General features: G+C 64.0%; 5 protein-coding genes and 1 pseudogene. All 6 read left to right on the top strand.

The window, feature by feature from the left end; genetic code table 11:
• Positions 1-106: 106 nt before the first annotated feature.
• A complete protein-coding gene (gene gspE / locus AABM54_RS14110) occupies positions 107-1525 on the top strand; it encodes a type II secretion system ATPase GspE (RefSeq protein WP_347900595.1) in 1419 nt (472 codons plus the stop codon).
• Complete coding sequence (gene gspF, locus AABM54_RS14105) at positions 1525-2736, top strand: type II secretion system inner membrane protein GspF (protein ID WP_347900593.1); 1212 nt, start codon at positions 1525-1527, stop codon at positions 2734-2736. The genes gspE and gspF overlap by 1 nt, the downstream gene beginning before the upstream one ends.
• Before the next feature lie 390 nt (positions 2737-3126).
• On the top strand, positions 3127-4308 hold the full coding sequence (locus AABM54_RS14100; RefSeq protein ID WP_347900591.1) for a substrate-binding domain-containing protein: 1182 nt from the start codon (positions 3127-3129) through the stop codon (positions 4306-4308).
• 32 nt (positions 4309-4340) lie between these two features.
• Positions 4341-5651, top strand: a complete 1311-nt coding sequence (locus tag AABM54_RS14095; RefSeq protein ID WP_347900589.1) for a substrate-binding domain-containing protein — start codon at positions 4341-4343, stop codon at positions 5649-5651.
• Between the two features lie 263 nt (positions 5652-5914).
• Positions 5915-18236, top strand: a pseudogene (locus AABM54_RS14090) (filamentous haemagglutinin family protein).
• A 665-nt stretch (positions 18237-18901) separates the two neighbouring features.
• Complete coding sequence (locus tag AABM54_RS14085; protein WP_347900587.1) at positions 18902-19513, top strand: transposase; 612 nt, start codon at positions 18902-18904, stop codon at positions 19511-19513.
• Positions 19514-19559 lie beyond the last annotated feature (46 nt).

Here is a 19559-nt window from a genome sequence, read left to right as displayed (position 1 = left end):
CCGGAATGCACGGTGTGTCTGAAAGAACAGGGTTGAAGGGGCTGGGGCTGCTGTGCAGCCCAGCGGGAGCAAGCTCCCTCGCCACAGGCGTTGGGGAGATCAAGCCATGAGCGCCTTGCCTTACACCTGGGCCAAGGCGCAACGGATCGTCTTGCGTCAGGGGGAAGAGGGCGCGGTGCTGAGTATCTGCCCCTCGACACCGGGCTGGTCGATCAGTGAAGTGCGCCGTCAGTTCGGTCCGGCGCGGCTGGAGCAGGTGCGCGAAGAAGAACTCGACGGGCTGCTCAACAGCACCTACGCGGACACCGGCAGCGCGGCGGCGGTGGTCGGCGCGGCGGAAAGCGAGGTCGACCTTGACCGACTGATGCAGGACATCCCGGAAATCACCGACCTGCTGGACACCCAGGACGGCGCGCCGGTGATCCGCATGATCAACGCCTTGCTGACCCAGGCGGCGCGGGACGAGGCCAGCGACATTCACATCGAACCCTATGAAAGCCATTCAGTGGTGCGCTATCGCGTCGACGGCACCCTGCGTGACGTGGTTTCGCCGCGCAAGGCATTGCACGCGGCGCTGGTGTCGCGGATCAAGATCATGGCCCAACTCGACATCGCTGAAAAACGCCTGCCCCAAGACGGCCGCATCGCGCTACGTGTGGCGGGGCGGCCCATCGATATTCGGGTGTCGACGGTGCCCACCGGCCACGGCGAACGCGTGGTGATGCGCTTGCTCGACAAACAGGCCGGGCGCCTGCAGCTGGAAACCCTGGGGATGGAGCCGCAGGTGCTGGCCAAACTCGACACCTTGATCCGCCAGCCCCACGGCATTGTGCTGGTCACCGGCCCCACGGGCAGCGGCAAAACCACCAGCCTCTACGCGGCGCTGGCACGGCTGGACGCCAGCACCAGCAACATCCTCACCGTTGAAGACCCGGTGGAATACGACTTGCCGGGGATCAGCCAGATCCAGGTCAACGCCAAGATCGACATGACTTTCGCCCTGGCGCTGCGGGCGATTCTGCGGCAGGACCCGGACATCATCATGATCGGTGAGATCCGTGACCTGGAAACCGCACAAATAGCCGTGCAAGCCTCGCTCACCGGGCACCTGGTGCTGGCGACCCTGCACACCAACGATGCGGTGTCAGCGGTCAACCGCTTGATCGACATGGGCGTCGAGCCGTTTTTGCTCGCCTCATCGATGCTCGGCGTGTTGGCGCAGCGGCTGGTACGGCGGCTCTGTGCGCAGTGCAAGCAACCGGACCCGGCGGCCCCCGGAACCTGGCGGCCAGTCGGGTGTGCGGCGTGCAATCACACCGGTTACAGCGGCCGCACTGGCATACACGAGCTGTTTTGCATCGATGACGACATTCGCACCTTGATTCATGAAGGCGCGGGTGAGCAGGCGTTGCGGGCGGCGGCGCGTTCGGCCGGGATGTTGAGCATGCGCGAAGACGGCGAACGCTGGGTGCGCAGCGGCGCCACCGCCCCTGAAGAAATTCTGCGTGTGACACGGGACGCCTGATGAATCGCTATCGCTACGAAGCCGCCGACGCCCTCGGCAAGATTGAATCCGGGCACCTGGAAGCCGACAGCCAGAGCGCCGCGTTCGGCGTGCTGCGCGGGCGTGGACTGACCGCGCTGCTGGTGCAACTGGAAAGCAACGTGTCGTCCGGCAACGGTGCCGGGCTGTTCAGTCCGAAACTGACAGACAACGATCTCGCCTGGGCGACCCGGCAACTGGCGAGCCTGCTGGGTGCCAGCCTGCCGCTGGAAGCGGCGCTCAGCGCCACGGTGGAGCAGGCCGAGCGCAAGCACATTGCCCAGACCCTCAGCGCCGTGCGCGCCGATGTGCGTGGCGGCATGCGGCTGGCCGAAGCGCTGGCGGCGCGGCCCAGGGACTTTCCGGAAATCTACCGGGCGTTGATTGCGGCAGGGGAGGAGTCGGGCGACCTGGCTCAGGTCATGGAGCGCCTGGCGGACTACATCGAGGAACGCAACAACCTGCGGGGCAAGATCCTCACCGCGTTCATTTATCCGGGCGTGGTGGGGTTGGTGTCGATTGCCATCGTGATCTTTCTGCTCAGTTACGTGGTGCCTCAAGTAGTCAGCGCGTTTTCCCAGGCGCGCCAGGACCTGCCGGGGCTGACCCTGGCCATGCTCAATGCCAGCGACTTCATTCGGGCCTGGGGCGGGTTGTGTTTTGCGCTCATGGCCGGCGGTTTCTGGGGTTGGCGCCTGTATTTGCGCAATCCGCTGGCGCGGCTCAACTGGCACAGCCGGATTCTACGCCTGCCGCTGATCGGGCGGTTTGTGCTGGGCCTCAACACCGCGCGTTTCGCCTCGACCCTGGCGATTCTCGGCGGCGCCGGGGTGCCGTTGTTGCGGGCACTGGAGGCGGCGCGGCAAACCCTGTCCAACGACCGGCTGAGCCTGAGTGTCAACGACGCCACGGCGCGGGTGCGCGAAGGGGTCAACCTGGCGGCGGCGCTGCGAGTGGAGAAGGTCTTTCCACCGGTGCTGATCCACCTGATCGCCAGTGGCGAAAAAACCGGTTGCCTGCCGCCGATGCTTGAGCGCGCCGCGCAAACCCTGTCCCGCGACATCGAGCGTCGGGCCATGGGCATGACGGCACTGCTTGAGCCGCTGATGATCGTGGTCATGGGCGCGGTGGTGCTGGTGATTGTGATGGCTGTGCTGTTGCCGATCATCGAGATCAATCAACTGGTGCAGTAAAAGCTTCGCGGCCTGCCTGGCTCAAGCCTTCAGATTTTTTCACTGCCCCGACCCTCACCCGAGCCCAAACCTCTCCATCCTCGGGTTCGTCGTTCTGTCATGTGGCGCCGCGTATCAACGACCCGTCGGGCGCTCCAGCCCGCTCAGGAAAACCTCGACGCAAACCCCACTCCAAACGCTTCTTCCACCCCCTTCGAACACCCGAGATTTACCCCTGAAATCAACGTTCAGCTCCCGAGGTTTTTTCCTTTATCTGTCACCGGAAGCTGCGAACTTCTACCCCATGGCCTCACCCAACAACCCGTCTGGATCAAGGCGATGGATCGAGCGCCATGGCGTCACGCACGAGTATTGAACCCAACGTACGAACACGACGAAAGGAGCTTCTTCATGTTTAAGCGCACTATGATCGCAGCCTCGTTGGCTGTTGCCGCACTGGCCTCTGCCCAATCCATGGCCGCTGTTGTGGGTGGCGGTGCAACGCTGCCGGAAAAACTCTACAACGGTGCATCGCCACTGCCACGCCTGCTGCCGACTGACTTCAGCTACACCGGCGTAGGCAGCGGCGGCGGCAAGACCGCTTTCCTGACCAACGCAGCGGCTTCGATCAACCAGCCTGCCGGCACCCCAGTGGATTTCGCCGGTAGCGACTCGGTACTCAGCGCAACCGAACTGGCTAACTACAACACCGCCAACGCGGCCACCTTCGGCAAGTTGATCCAGATCCCGGCGGTCGGTACTTCGGTCACCATTCCGTACAAGAAGTCCGGCGTCACCAACCTGCAACTGACCGGTGCGCAACTGTGCGACATCTTCTCGGGCACCGTGACCACCTGGGGCCCGATTCTGGGCACTGCCGACACCACGCCGATCAAAGTCATCTACCGTTCCGGCAGCAGCGGCACCACCGAGCTGTTCTCGCGCTTCCTCAATGACTCTTGCTCCACCAAGTTCGGTGTCAGCAGCACGTTCACGACCGCCAACATCGGTGCCGAGCCTGCCAACTGGCAAGCCGTGGCCGGCAGCGGCGACGTGGTCAATCCTCTTAACCTCACCGACGGCGCCATCGGTTATGTCAGCCCTGACTACATTCCTGCACCGATCAGCAACACCTCGGTTGCTCGCGTGAGCAAGTTGGCTGTCGCCCCTGGCTCCGCTCCGCTGCCAACCCTGGCCAACACCACCGCCGCACTCGGCAGTGCCACCGTGCCGGCTGCCGCTGATCGCGCCAACCCGCTCAAATGGGTGCCGACTTTCGGCAGCGCCGCGAACGACACCGCTGTACCGGTCGGTGCCAGCCAGTACCCGATCGTGGGTTACACCAACTTCCTGGTCGGCCAGTGCTACACCACCGCGGCTGATGCCACGGCGGTTCGCAACTTCCTGACCAGCCTGTACACCGGCACCAAGGACTCGACCGTCAAAGCGCACGCCTTCTCGGTACTGCCAGGCACCGCGGCCGTGCCAACCGGCCTGGCTGGCGAAATCAAGAAAGTCTTCCTGGACAACGCCTACGGCGACGGTCTGGACATTGCCAACGTCAGCGTTTGCAACGGTAAAGGTCGCCCATAAGGCAAGAGTTTGAAGCCACAGGATGTGGCGCAGTGAAACCCACACCGGTAGCGGCCATTACGGCGCTACCGGTGTTTTTTCGAGTGTTGCCAGTGGGTCGTAATGCTGTACCGGGGCCTTGGCAATGGATCGCCTCAGTCAGGAGAGTGCTTATGTTTATGCGAACGATTTTTGCTACAACGCTGGCCCTTGCGAGTATGTGCTCCATTAACGTCCAGGCTGCGGTTGTCGGCGTCGGGACGAGCTCTGCGGTGAATCTTTACAATGGCAACCCAGCCCAGCCCAAGGCGCCACCGCTGTTGCCGACCGGTTCCGGTTACTTCCCCGTCACCGGAACGAATGAGAAAACCCCATTCCTGATCAACAACGCGGAATTGATCGGTCTTCCGGCAGGCACGTCAGTCGATTTTTCGAGCAGCGAGTCTGTACTGACTGCCATAGAACTCAATCAATACAAAAGCAGTTTTGGTGCGACTTATGGAAACCTGATTCAGATTCCAATTGCCGGTACGGCAGTTGCCATTGCCTACAAGAAATCGGGTGTCAGTACCTTGCAGTTGAGCGGCAATCAACTGTGCGACATCTTCTCCGGCACCGTGAGCACCTGGGGCCAGATTTTGGGCACCAGCGACACCATGCCGATCAAAGTCATCTACCGCGATGGGAGCAGCGGCAGCACGGAGCTGCTCTCACGCTTCCTCAATGACTCTTGTGCCAACAGATTCAGTGTCAGCAGCACCTTCACCACGGCCAATATGGGGGCTGAACCGACCTACTGGAAAGCGGTGAAGAGCAGCGCCGATGTCCTGGCAGCGGTCAAGGAAAGCGATGGTGCCATCGGTTATGGCAATGCTGACCTGTTTACGCTACCGCCCAACAATGCCACGGTGGCGCGGGTCAGCAAACTCAACATGGCACAGGGTGCGGCACCCTTGCCGACAGTGAGCGCTATCAGGGCTGGCCTGGGGTGGGCTTCCCCGTTGGGGTCGTCCGCTGACCGGATGAATCCGTTGAAGTGGGTGCGGACCTTCGGCGCCAGTTCGTTCGATACTCCTGTTCCGACGGGTGGGGGTCAGTACCCTATCGTGGGTTACATCAATATGCTCGTAGGGCAGTGCCCCAGCGCAGCCGATGCCTCTGTTATCCGCAAGCTCCTGGCTGACGTCTATACCGGGGTCAGTACCCCGTCGATCATCCTCAATGGCTTTGTCCCGATGCCTGGCACGGCTGCGACGCCTACTCAACTGGCGGGAGAAATCAAGAAGGTTTTTCTGGATGACGCCTATGGCGATGGGCTCGACATTGGCAATGTCAACGCCTGCAACGGTCGCGGGCGGCCCTGAAACGCCTGGTAATGCAGCCGACATCGGGGCGCCCGGCTGGGTGCTGCCGGTGTTTTGCATGAGCGCGCAATGCGCCGTGAGCTTTAGCGACCATGGGTTCGCCCGGCCAGATGAACTTTGTATGACAACAGTTCGGTCCCGAGCGCTTTCAACTGCCTATCACGTATCAGCAGCGTCCTTCCTGGGGCGGCTGCGTGGGTCAACTCTGTGCAATGGGAAAAGGATCAGCAGTGATGCGTCTGCATAAAACCAAATCAAAACCGATGGCTCGTGACACTGCGCATGGTTCCGTCCCTTTGCCTTTTGAACCGGGTTCGCTGTACCTCAAGCCGTTGGCCCGGACCATTGCCTTGATGCTGCTCGCGGGCTCCGCTCAGGCGGCGCAGCCCGCCGCGTTCGGCACCAGCTGGTTTGCCGCCAAAGGCGCGGCGCAGACAACCGCTGCCGCACGGCCCGATGCGCAAGTGCCAGGGGCTGCGCCACCGCTGGCCCAGCAGCAGCGGGCCAATCAGCAATTGCAACGTTCGCTGACCCACCTCAACAACACCGTGGCGGCGATTGCCGCGCAGCAAGCGGCGCAGGCGGCAGGGCGTGCGGCCGCGATGGCCAGCCCCGAAACCGTGCACAACGGTCTGGGCGGCAATGGCTTGAATCTGGTGATTGGCGCTGACGGCAAACCGGCGTTTATCAATGCCCAGGGGCCGGTACAGACCGACGCCAACGGCAAGACCCTGGTGTCGATCAAGCAGACCGCCGACAAGGCCATCCTCAACTGGGAGACCTTTAACATCGGGCGTAACACCACCGTCGAGTTCCAGCAAAACGCCGATTGGGCAGCCCTTAACCGGGTCAACAACTCGACCGCGCCGAGCCAGATCCAGGGCGCGATCAAGGCCAACGGCACGGTGCTGATCATCAACCAGAACGGCATCGTGTTCAGTGGCAGCAGCCAGGTCAACGTGCGCAACCTGGTGGCGGCAGCCACGGCGTTTGATGACAGTCAGTTCAAGAGCAACGGCCTCTACAGCCCCGGCGCCGCACCGACCTTCACCCAGGCTGGCGGCAAGGTTGTGGTGGAGCGGGGCGCGAAGATTGAAACCCATGCCCCGGCCTCTTCCACGGCGGGCGGTGGTTATGTGCTGCTGCTCGGCAACGAAGTCAGCAACGCCGGGACCATCAGCACCGCCAAGGGCCAGGCGGCGCTGGCGGCGGGCGACAGTTTCGTGATCAAGAAAGGTTACGGCACCGAGGGCAATGCCAACTCGACCACCCGTGGCAACGAAGTCACGGCCACGGGCACCGGCACGGTCAGCAACAGCGGCTTGTTGCAAGCCGCCGTCGGCGATATCAGCCTGACCGGGCACGACGTGCGGCAAAACGGCGTTGCCCTGGCGAGCACCACGGTGGACATTCGCGGCACCGTGCACCTGAACGCCACCAGCAATGTGACGCTGGGCGAGGGCAGCACCAGCGCGATTCTGCTCGACAGCAGCGGCGCGCTGGACAGCCAGCGCACCGGCCTGATGGCGCCTGTGGCGCCCGGTGTCGGGGATGTATCGCTGGGCGACAGCTACCGCCGCGACCAGTCACTGATTGCGATCAACAGTGCCGGCACAGTGGATTTCCAAAAAGGTTCGATCACCCTGGCCACTGGCGGTCAGGTCGGCGTACACGCCGGCCAGCGCAGCCTGGTGCGCGACGGTGCGGTGATCGACGTGTCCGGCGCGGTCGGCGTGAAGGTCGCGATGGAGTCCAACAGCGTCAAGGTCAACATCCAGGGCAATGAGCAGCGCGACGCCTCGGGCAACCGTGAGAAGGGCGGGCTGAACAGCAAGGACGTGTGGGTCGACACCCGTGAGCTGGTGTTCGTGCCGGCCGGCACCAACGGCTACGCCACCGACCGTTGGTACACCGCGGGCGGTTTGCTGGAGGTCAGCGGTTACCTGGGCACGCGCAACCACAGCATCGGCGAGTGGATGGCCCAGGGCGGCAGCGTGAGTTTTTCCGGGAGCGATGTGGTGACTCGGCAGGGCTCGCAGATCAACGTCTCTGGCGGCACCCTCGATGTGCAGGCAGGTACGGTGAAACAGAGCTGGCTCAAGGGTAACGATGGTCGTTTGTATGAATTGTCCCGCGCACCGGGCGACATTCTTTACACCGGGCTCTACCAAGGCTATGAAGACCACAGTCAGCGTTGGGGGCAGACGGCGTTCTACTACAACCCGCTGATTGCTCCGCGTGAACGTTTCGAGAGCGGCTACAGCGTTGGCCGTGATGCGGGCAGCCTGGTGATCGGCACTCGCAACGCCGTGTTGGAGGGGCAGATCGTCGGCGATACGTTCCAGGGCGACCGTCAGGTGCAGCGTCCGCAAGTGGGCCTGGATGGTTACAACCAATCGCAGAACGCCGTGGCCCCGCGCCGGGCAACTGGTGGTCGGCAGCTACGTGCCGTACTTCGTCAAAAGCAGCGGTGCTTTGCAATACAGCCTGGGGGCCACCGCCAATACGCTGAAGAATGTTGTGCTTGGCCACGACGTACGCGACCTTGCGGCGGGACTGAACCTGAGCGACGCCGTGGCCGAAGACCGTCAAGGGGCGTTGTACCTCAACAGTGACCGGCTCAATGGCTTCAACCTCGGCGCGATCAAAATTGCGGCGAGCGACAGCATTAAAGTCGACGGCGATCTGCACGTCGCCCCGGCGGGCAACATCACGTTGTATGGGCCGCACATCGAGGTCGCGGCCAACCTGACCGCACGCGGCGGCAGCCTGCAACTCGGCAACGTGCTGAACCAGATGAGCAGCAACTTGCGGGTCGAGGACACCACGCTTGAGGCCGCGCCGGGCAAACGTGCCGTGGTCAGCGTGGGCCAGGGCGTCACCCTCGATACCCGTGGCGTGTGGAGCAATTTGCAGCACAACCCGAATGACAGCGCGGGCCTGGCGTTCCTCAATGGCGGCAGCATTTCCCTGCGCAGCAGCGGCGATGCGACGCTGGCGGCCGGTAGCCGCGTGGACGTGTCGTCGGGTGCGGCGCTGCTGGCGGACGGCAAGCAAAGAGGCGGGAAGGGCGGTGACCTGACACTGGCGGCGAATGCCAACAAAACCGGGGCTGCCGGGGCGCTGGTGATCGACGGCGAGATTCGCGGCTACGGTGTCGACGGCGGGGGCACCCTGAACGTGCAGGCTGGGAAGGTGTTGATCAGCGATCAGCCGCCGGTGGCTGAAACCGGCAGGGTGGTGTTGGGCGGCGATTTTTTTGCCAAGGGTTTTTCGGCCTACGACATCACCGGCAACGAAGGCCTGATCGTCGCGGACGGCACTCAGGTGGACGTGACGCTGCCGGCTTATCGTCTCGCCGACAACGCTCAAAGCAGCGCCAGCGGTGTCGATCCACAGTCGGTGCTGCAAGTGTGGACGCCGCCGCGCTATTCGGAAGACCCGGTCAAGGGGCTGCTGACTTCGCGCAAAGGCGCGGACCTGAGCCTGCGCGCCGGGACCGAACTGTCGAGCGCGGCCGAACGCCAGAGCGTTGCCGCCGTGATTGGCAAAGGGGCGCGGATCAGTGTCGATCCGGGACGCTCCCTGAGTATTGGCAGCATCGGCCAACTGACTGTCGATGGGCAGCTAGACGCCTGGGGCGGGCGAATTGTCCTGAGCGAGATTCAGCCCGTGCGCGTGCGCCTGGGGCAAGCGGTCGATGAGGCGCCGCATCAGCGCTCGATCCGCGTGGGTGAGCACGCCTTGCTGGATGTGTCGGGCCGTGCGGTGACGGCGGTCGATGCCCAAGGGCGGCGTTTCGGGCAAGTGGCCGATGGCGGCAGCATCGTGGTCGGCGGCAGTGTCGATCACAGCAATGGCACGGCCACGGCGCCGGACCTGTTCGTGGTGCTGGAGCAGGGCGCGCGGTTGCTGGCCAACGGCAGTCAGGCTGAACTGGATGTGCGCGGTCAGGGCCCGACGCGTATCGCCAGCGCGGGCGGCAGCATTGCCGTGAGTTCCAACAATGGCCTGGTGCTCAACGGTACGTTGATGGCCGCAGCCGGTGGCCAAGGTGTGGCGGGTGGCAGCTTGTCGGTGGCACTCGAAACCCCGCAGTACCTGACCGCCACCGTGGACGACAAGGTGCGTTTGCCGCGTGAGCTGGTCCTCGGTCAAGGGCCGGGCGTGGTCTCGACGGACGCGGGGCTCACTTACGGCAGGGCGCGGCTGGACGTCGGCAAAGTCGCTGCCGGAGGCTTCGATAACCTGACCTTGCTGAGCAACGGCATTCTGTCGTTCGACGGCGACGTTGCGCTGAACCTCGGGCAAAGCCTGCATCTCTACGCCGGTTCCCTGGCTCTGGCCGACACTTCGGCGGGCAACAGCCGGGTGTCGCTGGCCGCGCCTTATGTGCGTCTGGCCGGGGCAACCGCCAGGGGCGGGCTTGAGTCTGCATTACGGCCGACCGTGCAGGGCGGTTTGTCGCTTCAGGACAGCGCCGCGCACTTGCAGGTCGACGCGGACCTGCTGGACCTGCGTGATGTGCTGACCCTCGGTGCCCACGGCACGCTGGAGCAGAAACAGCGGCCGTCCTTGACGGTCGACCGGCGTGGTTTTGCGCTGGCACAGTTGAACAGCCGCGGGGACTTGCGCTTGCTCGCCAGTTCCCCGCTGAACGTTGAAGCCATCGGCACGCAGTTGCACAGCAACGCCGATTTGAGCCTGCTCGCCGCGCAGATTTACCCGACCACGGGCGCCAAGGCGCTGATCCGGACCACCGCCGATTCGACGTTGCGCATCGGCCGCAGCAGCAACCTGCTCCCGGCGCAGCCGTATTCGGTGTTCGGTTCGCTGAGCCTGGATGCCGGGACGCTGCTGCAAGGCGGGGTGGTGCGTGCGCCGTTGGGCATGCTGAGCCTGGGCGTGGATGCCGGGAATACCCGGACCCTGCGCCTGCTGCCGGGCAGCGTGACGTCGGTCAGTGGCGCGGGATTGAACCTGCCTTATGGCGGCACCGTCGACGGTTTGTCCTACCGCTACAACGGCAAGGATGTGGAGTTGCTCGGGGTCGGCGGCAGCGCCTCGGTCAACGTGCTCTCGATGGGGCTTTCGATGACCGCCAAGAGCATCGACGTACAGCCGCAGGCGTTGGTCGATCTGTCCGGTGGCGGCGAGTTGGCTGGTGCGGGGTTCATTTCCGGGCGTGGTGGTTCCACCGATGCGCGCTTTAACCCGCTGGTACAGGTGGGCGCCGATGGCCGCTTTGTCCTGCCGGGGCTGGGCACCAACCCGGTGTATGCCATTGTTCCGGGTGAGCAACGGGCCTATGCGCCGCCCGCCGGTGAGCGTGACGTGCGCGACCCGGTGATTGGCCAGCGCATCACCCTGGATGCCGGGGTTCCGGGGTTGCCGGCGGGCACTTACACCTTGCTGCCATCGACCTATGCATTGTTGCCGGGGGCTTTCCGGGTCGAGCTTAACGGGCTGGCCAGCGCCGGGAAACTGACCGGCAGCCTGGCGATGCGCAACGGCTCCTGGGCGACCTCGGGAGGTGTGTCCATTGCCAACACCGGGATTGCGGATGCGCTGTCGCGTCAGGTGATTCTGACTTCGGCCGACGTGCTGCGCCGCTACTCGCAGTACAACGAAACCGGTTATGCCGCTTTCGCCAAGGCCGACGCCGCGCTCAAGGGCGTGCCGCGTCCGATGATCGAGGCCGATGGTAAAACCCTGCGCCTGAAATTCACCGGCACGGGCGATCCGGCCAGTGCCTTGAGCTTCAACGGGCGGGCGAACTTCACCCCGGCCAAGGACGGGCTGGCCGGCAGCGTGGGTGTTTTCTCGACGAGCTATGACCTCGAGGTGCTGGCGGCCGGGCAGGCTGTCACGCCTGGTTTTAACGGACTTTCGTTGTATGACAGCGCGCTGAACGGGTTGAAGGCGCCACGGCTGTCGATCGGTGTGCTGCCGGGCGTGTTGTATGGCCAGGGCGGCAATCAGGTGACCTTCACCGGCACGCTCGGCAACATCGCCCTGCGTCAGGGTGCGAGCCTCAAGGCCGGGGAAGTGTTCCTGGTGACCAACGTCAAGGCAGGCGGGATCGTCATCGAACAGGGCGCGAGCATCAACACGCTGGGGCAGGGCAAGGCACCTTTCGATTCGCAAAGCGGCTATGTGTATGACCCGGGCGCAAACAGTCTGCTGGCGATCTCCAACGGTTGGCTGGACATGCTCCCGCCCTCCGTGGCCACAAACGGGACATCGGGCCCGGGCTCGATCCGCATCGGGCTGTGCACGTTGTCGGCGTGCAGCGGCACGACCGAGCTGTACTCCGGGGGGACGATTACTGCGGCCACCGATAACACCTTCAGCCTCGACGAATCGGTACGTTTCGGCACGCGCAACCTGGCTCTGGCGGTCGGTTCAATCAACATTGGTTCCGAACAGTCACTGGCCGCCGCACATGAGCGAAATGCCTTGCCTCAAGGGCTCACGCTCAACCAGCAGGTTTTGAACCGGTTGCTGCGCGGCGACACGCTCAAGGGCGCTCCGGCCCTGGAGAACCTGGTGTTCAATGTGCGTGATTCGGTCAATTTTTATGAAAACGCCGAACTCAGTACCCTCGACCCACTGACCGGAAAGTCCAGCCTGCAACGGCTGGTACTGGGTACTCCGGCGATCTACGGTTACGGCGCCGTCGGGGACCGGGCGAGCATCCGCACTGGCACGCTGGTCTGGAACGGCGCCGCGACCCCGGCCGGCGCGCCCATCGGCGGGGGGCCGGGCACCGGCAGCGGCGTGCTGGATATCCAGACCGATGTGCTGGAATTCGGCTATGGCCCGAGCACCCAGCCGAACAATGTCGACACCCTGCAACGCCTGACGCTGGGGTTTGCCCAGGTCAGCCTGAACGCCAATCAGCGGATCAGCGCCAACCACAAAGGCGCGCTGAACGTTTACCAGTCGCGGGGCGAATACGTCAGTGGCAGCGGCTATGGCTATTCGGGCGGCGACCTGCGGGTCAATACGCCGCTGTGGACCGGTGAGGCCGGTTCCATCAACCGGATCAAGGCCGGTGGCGCCATCACCGTGGCCGGCGTGCCGGGCCGCGTCGCGGCGCCGGGCAGCAACGCGGCATTGGGCGCGGAACTGGCTCTGGAAGGTCGCAGCCTGCTGCTCGACAGCACGGTGCGTTTGCCCAGCGGCAAGTTGACCCTGGCGGCCAGTGGCGATGTGGTACTGGGCGACCGCGCGCTGATTGATCTGGCCGGACGTGAACAAGTCCTCAATGATGTGCGCAAGTACAGCTGGGGCGGCGACCTGATCCTCGACAGCCGCAGTGGCAACATCCGGCAGGCATCCGGTTCGACCGTCGATCTCAGTGCGCGCAATAACCGCGCGGGGCTGTTGACCGCCATCGCTCTGGATGCCGATGCCGGGCAGATTGATCTGCAAGGACATATCCTCGGTGCGGCCAGCGGCTATTACAACGCCGGTGGCACGCTGGTGCCGTACGCGGGCGGGGCGGTGGACCTGCGGGGGCAACGGCTGGGTGATTTTGCAGCGCTGAACCAGCGTCTGACCCGCGATCAGGTGTTTGGCTCGCGCAGCTTCCAGATCAAGCAGGGCGACCTGGTGATCGGCAACGAGCTCAAGGCCAATGACATCAACGTTTCGGTGGATGGCGGCAGCCTGAGCGTGGTCGGCACGGTCGACGCCAGCGGCGAGCGGGTCGGCAGTATTCGTCTGGCGGGTAGGCAGGGCCTGAGCATTGGCGCCAGCGCACTGCTCGACACCCACGGGACCCGACTGCGGGTCGACAGCTACGGCAAGATCATCGACAGCCCGAACCGGGCCGTGATCGAGCTCAACGCCGGCGACGGCCAGTTGACCCTCGCCAGTGGTGCGCGTTTCGACCTGCGCCACGGCACGGCGGCGGCTATCGGCAGTGCTGCCGGGCAAAACGATGGTAAGCCTCGGGGTACCCTGGAACTCAATGCACCACGCTTGCGGGCCGATGATCCGAGGTATGGCGACATCGCCATCGATGCCAGCGGCAACCTGAACATTCAGGGGGCGCGTTCGATTGCCCTCAACGGCACTGCGCGCTACACCGATGCACCCGATGGCACCACGCCTGCCACCAGCGGCCGGCCGTATCAAGTGATCGATCAGGCTTATCTGGATGGCAAACATGCGGACAGCCAGGCGTTCATCAACGCCGCGCTGGTCAACGACACGCTGCTGCACGGCAAATTGGCCGGGTTGAACAATGCCACCTACGCCGATGCGTTCCACCTGCGCCCCGGCGTGGAAATTGTCAGCAAGACCACGGACGGCGACATGGTGGTGCAGGGCGATCTCGACCTGTCCGGTTATCGCTACGCCAGCCTTAACCCGCACACACAAAAGACTTCGGTTTACGGCTCCGGCGAGTCGGGCAATCTGGTGCTGCGTGCCGGTGGCAACCTGAACATCTACGGCAGCATCACCGATGGTTTCGTTCCGCCCGAGGTGGGCGATCCGACTCAGCGCACCGATGGCAATGGCTGGTTGCTGCTACCGGGCAAGCAGCCTTACGGTGATGACCTGATTGTGCCGGGCAGCGGCGTCGAATTGGCCGAAGACACGCTGTATCCGGGTGGCAAAGTCTTGAACTACGCGGTGCCGTTCAAGGCGTTGAGCTTGCCGGCGGGTACCGAGTTGCCGACGACGTTGAGCCTCGATGCGGCGTTGAGCCTGCCGGCCGGGACGCTGTTGCACGCGGCGATTCATGATGGCAGCGGTCATCTGCTGTTCGCCGCAGGAACGATACTGAGCCAAGGCGTCACGCTGGCGGTCGGCACGCAACTGGATGCCGGCAGTCGGCTGTCCGTGCCGATGACAGTCCAGGGCGCCACCTGGCCCAAAGGCGTGGCGCTGCCCTCCGTCGGGTTGACCCAGCGCGGCGCATTGTCCCTGGGCGTGGGCGCACTGATTGCGGTGGGCACCGACGTCAAACTGGCGACGGGCGTCGACCTGATCGAACTGCGTCCGAGCAACGGCGGGGTTCAGGGTCGTAACTGGGCACTGGCGACGTTACTCCCGGACGGTTCGCAATCCTGGTCGATGCGGCTGGTGGCGGGTGCCGACACCACGGCGGCCGATACGCGCCTGACGCGTCCCCATGCCGAGAACGGCAACCTGCAATTGGCCGACGGGCATTACATGGCCAAGCGCGTAACGACGCCGGGCGTGACGCCGGGCACCGGGTTTGTCTGGGGGCCGGACAACTACCTTCAATACCCGGAAGGCACGCCGGTTTCGCCGGATGACCTGTTCTGGTGCGATATCTTCCCCGACTCTTGCATCGCCGTACCGGTTGGGCCGCCAACACCGCCAACGACCACCGTCACCCCGCAAGGCCAACTGTTCAGTGTGTTGCGCACCGGCACCGGGGATCTCGACCTGCTCAGCGCCGGTGATTTGCGCATGCAGTCGCTGTATGGCGTGTACACCGCGGGCACACCGTCGGCGTCGTTGGCGCCGGGTGCCCATGATCCTTATCAGCAGGCTCGCGGGCGCTTGCCTGATGGCACCGTGCTGGGGCCGGACGGCAGCGCTTATGAGTCCTTGACCGTGGGCGCGGCTCACAAAGCCTGGTACCCGGAGCAGGGCGGGAACGTGCGGCTGGTGGTGGGCGGTGACCTGCAAGGCGATTCCAGGCGAAACGCCCAGGCGATGAACACCACGTTTTCCATGGGCGAAACGTCGTCCGGGGTGGGCGGCTGGTTGTGGCGTCAGGGGACCGGTGTGACGGCCAACCCGGATGCGCAGATCCCGACCGCATGGTGGATCAACTACGGCACTTTTGCCTTGCAACCGTCGTCGGCGGCCACCGCCCCGGTGCTGGTCGGGTTCACCGGCATCGGCACGCTGGGTGGCGGCAACCTGAGCGTCAACGTGGCAGGCGATGCTGGATTGTTGAGCGAACAGCAGACCGCTCCGGGAGCGGCGGCCGAGCGCAGCCAGGGGCTGGTGCTGGCCGTCGGCAGCAGTGGCCGGGTGACGCGCGATGGCCGCCTGGTGCAGACCGGTGGCGGCGACTTGAACGTGCAGGTCGGCGGCGGATTCAACCCGTCGCAAACCGCGCGGCTGCTGACCAGTGCGGCGACCGACCTCAACGGGGCGTTGATCAACACGCGGGGCGCATTGAGGCTTGAAGCTGGCTCGGTCGGTGCCTTGAAACTGATGTATGGCGGCTTTGCGCCCTTGCAGGACAATCAGGAGTCCCGTGCCTACGACGTGTACGTGGCCACAAAAGCGGCAGCGCAGGGCGGGCTGATTGTGATGCCGGGGGATGCTGGCGTAAGCCTCGACAGCCGTGGCGACCTGGTGCTGCAGGGTGTCGGCGATCCTGGGCGGGTGGTGATGCAAAACTCCACCGGTTTCACCGACCGTGACGGCATCCTGCGTGACGGTGGCGGGTTGAGCCAGTTCTCGTTATGGACCACGAACACGGCCATCGACCTGTTCAGTGCCGGTGGCAACCTGACCCCCATTGTCGCGACCGAAATCCCGGGCGATGCGAATGCTGTTGCAACCGGCGGACGCTTTGTCTATCCGTCGATCCTGCGGGCCACTGCACCGAACGGCAGCCTGTACTACGGCGCTTCTGCCTCGGCGGCAACGGGGCAGTCGGCCCCGGTTTCGCTGATGACCGCACCGTCGGCCACCGGCCAACTGCAACTGATTGCCGGCGATTCGATTTATGCCGGGGGTTATGCGGTGACCCAGTCCGGTGCCGATCCGGCGGCGATGTCCAGCCCCCTTCGCCCCGCCTTTGCAGGGTATCGCGGGGCAATGGTCCAGCCGCTCTACGCCAACTACGGCAATGGCCTGCAGTTCTCACCGAGCGAATTTCCGTTGTTCAGCTTCGCGGCCAATACCTTCAGCAACCAGCATTACGCCGAGCGCGAACCGGTGCGGTTCTACGCGGTCAACGGTGACATTGTCGGCTTGCGCACCGGAGAGATCCTGCGCTATCCGGCCAATGGCAACGAAGTCCGTTACGAAGGCAACGGCCCGCTGCGGGTGATGGCCGGCCGTGACATCGTCAATGCCGGTACACCGTTGAACACCTTCACCTTCGTGCCAACCGGGGTGAATGGCATACCGGAGGGTCATTCCACCGGCAACCTGATCGTTCACAGCCGCCCTGATGATATTTCGGTGGTGTCGGCCGGTCGGGACATTCGCCTGAGTACATTCAACGTCGCAGGGCCGGGTTTGCTGGAGGTCAGTGCCGGCCGCAATCTGTATGGCTCGGGTCCCGGTGTGGGGCAGGTGTATCAGGAAAGTGCCTTCAACAGCCTCGGCAATGTCGATCCGGGGGCGGTGGTTCGCGACGGTGGGGCTTCGATTGCCTTGATCGCGGGGGCCGGTGCTCAAGGCCCGAACTACAAAGGGCTGCTGGCGCGTTACCTGCAACCGGGCACGGCGCTGAAAACCTACAGTGTCGAGCTCAATCAGTGGTTGCTCGAGCGGTTTGGCTACCGGGGCGGTGAGGCCCAGGCTTCGGCGTTCTTCGCGAGATTGCCGACCGAACAACAGAACGTGTTTGCCAGGAAAATCTACTTCGCCGAGCTCAAGGCCAGTGGCCGTGAGTACAACACCGTGGGCGGCGCACGCAGCGGCAGCTATGTGCGGGGGCGCGAGGCGATTGCCGCGCTGTTCCCGAGCAAGGACGTGGCGGGCAACAGCATTCGCTATGACGGCGACGTCACGTTGTACGGCGGGTCGGGGGTTCATACCGATTTCGGCGGCGACATCCAGGTGCTCACGCCCGGTGGACAGCAGATCTTCGGCGTCGAAGGCAACGCACCGCCCTCCACGGCAGGCGTGATCACCCAAGGCTCCGGGGACATCCAGTTGTACTCACAGGGCAGCATTCTGTTGGGCCAGAGCCGGATCATGACCACGTTCGGTGGTTCGATCATGGGTTGGTCGGCGGGCGGTGACATCAACGCCGGGCGCGGCTCGAAAACCACGGTGGTCTACACCCCGCCCAAGCGCGCCTATGACATGTGGGGCAACGTCACGTTGTCGCCTTCAGTGCCGAGCACCGGGGCGGGGATCGCGACCTTGAACCCGATTGCCGAGGTGACGCCCGGCGACATCGACCTGATCGCGCCGCTGGGCACCATCGATGCGGGCGAGGCGGGGATCCGTGTCTCGGGGAACGTGAACATTGCGGCGTTGCAGGTGGTGAACGCGGCGAACATCCAGACCCAGGGTAAGTCGTCGGGTGTGCCGGTGGTGGCGTCGGTCAATACCGGGGCGATTGCCTCGGCCAGTTCGGCTGCGACCTCGGCGACCCAGGCCGCCGAGGATGTGGCGCGCCAGCAGCAGGCGGCCCAGCGACAGAATCAGCCGTCGGTGTTTACCGTGCAGGTGTTGAGTTTTGGCCAGGAGCAATTGGCGCCGTCCCGTGAAGGTGCGAGCCGTGCGCCGGTGCCGGGTTACAACCCGCAGAGCCCGGTGCAGGTGTTGGGGGCGGGTGAGCTCACTGAGCAGGCGCGTCAGCAGTTGACGCAAGAAGAGCGGGGCAACCTGACGTTATAAGTTCTCTCGTTGTAAACCTTTGGGGTGGCCGTTCGGGTCACCCTTTTTTTTCCACGATCCCCATATCCAGCTGTAGGCGCCGAGCCTGCTCGCGAAGGCGACCTGACAACCGCCCAATCTCTCGCAGATGTCCACCGTCCAAAATGTGGGAGCGGGCTTGCTCGCGATAGCGGTCTGACAGCCGACTAATCCTTTTCAGGTGTACATATCCATTCCTGCGGTAACGGCCGCTTAGGGTTTCGCCCTTACGGCGACTCACTTTTTTCAGACGCCAAAAAAGTAAGCAAAAACGCTCGCCCCAAGCGTACGGCACCTCGCCAAGGCTCGGTGTTCCCTCGCTCCGGCATTCATCAGGGGGCATCGCCTACGGTCTGCTTCGCGACGACCTCCTCTCGATGTGTCCGGCTGCGCCGTACGGCGCTGCGCGCCAACCCCCTGCTGAACACCTCCACTCGGCCTTCCGAAGGGGCGGGTAGATCAAGGTCAAAAGCCAAAGCCATAACAACGGCAGCGGCACGTATTCGGCTACGGCTCTTACTTTTGAAATGAAGCTTTTATGACAAAAGTTCGGTAGCCCATGGCCAGTCCTGTCTTGGAGAGGTGAAGCGCTGGGGCGGCCGGTTGGCCACTTTCCCGGGCGCGAGCAGCACGCCAGGAGTGAGGCAATGGGGACTATGGAACGTTACTCGAAAGTAGGCATGCAGGAGCTCGACCAACGTTTGTCGAAGATCGTCGAAGCGGCGCGCAAGAAGCCGGTGTCGGTCTATCGCTACGGCGCGCCGTGGGTCTGGATTGTGTCCCAGGACGATTGGCAGGGCGCGCTCAAGGAAGTGTCCAGCTACATCCCGCCGGGGCATTCGCTGGTGTTGCTGCGTCCGCAGATCGACGACTTGCTCGATGAGCATCGCGACCTGTTGCAGGGCCTCGCAGCCGAGCCCGGCATGCTGATTGCGCCGCAAACGGTCATGCACATCCTGCTGTTGCAGTTGCTCTATTCGGTGCCCAGCGAGCAACAGCTCTACGAACAACTCAATTACAACCTGCTGTTTCGCTGGTTCGTCGGCCTGGACCTGAACCAGAAAGTCTGGAGCTTCAGCGTCCTGAACAACGCCATCGCGACCTTGCTGAACAACCCGCGGGCGGTGCAGTTGATCCAGAAAGTCATCGGTGAAGTGTTCTGCGGGGCCTTGCTGCAAATGCCTGAGTTCTCCCTGAACTTTGCGCTGCTGCACAGCTGGCTGGCGAAACACGCCACCACATCGACCAGCAGCAATTGAGCGCACCAAACGCTGTACAGACAGCGACGGTGGTTGCGAACACGCG

The organism is Pseudomonas purpurea, from assembly GCF_039908635.1.
Lineage (GTDB): Bacteria > Pseudomonadota > Gammaproteobacteria > Pseudomonadales > Pseudomonadaceae > Aquipseudomonas > Aquipseudomonas purpurea.
The sequence above is the reverse complement of the archived record's forward strand: the minus strand, read 5'-3'. Positions and strand labels throughout refer to the sequence as shown.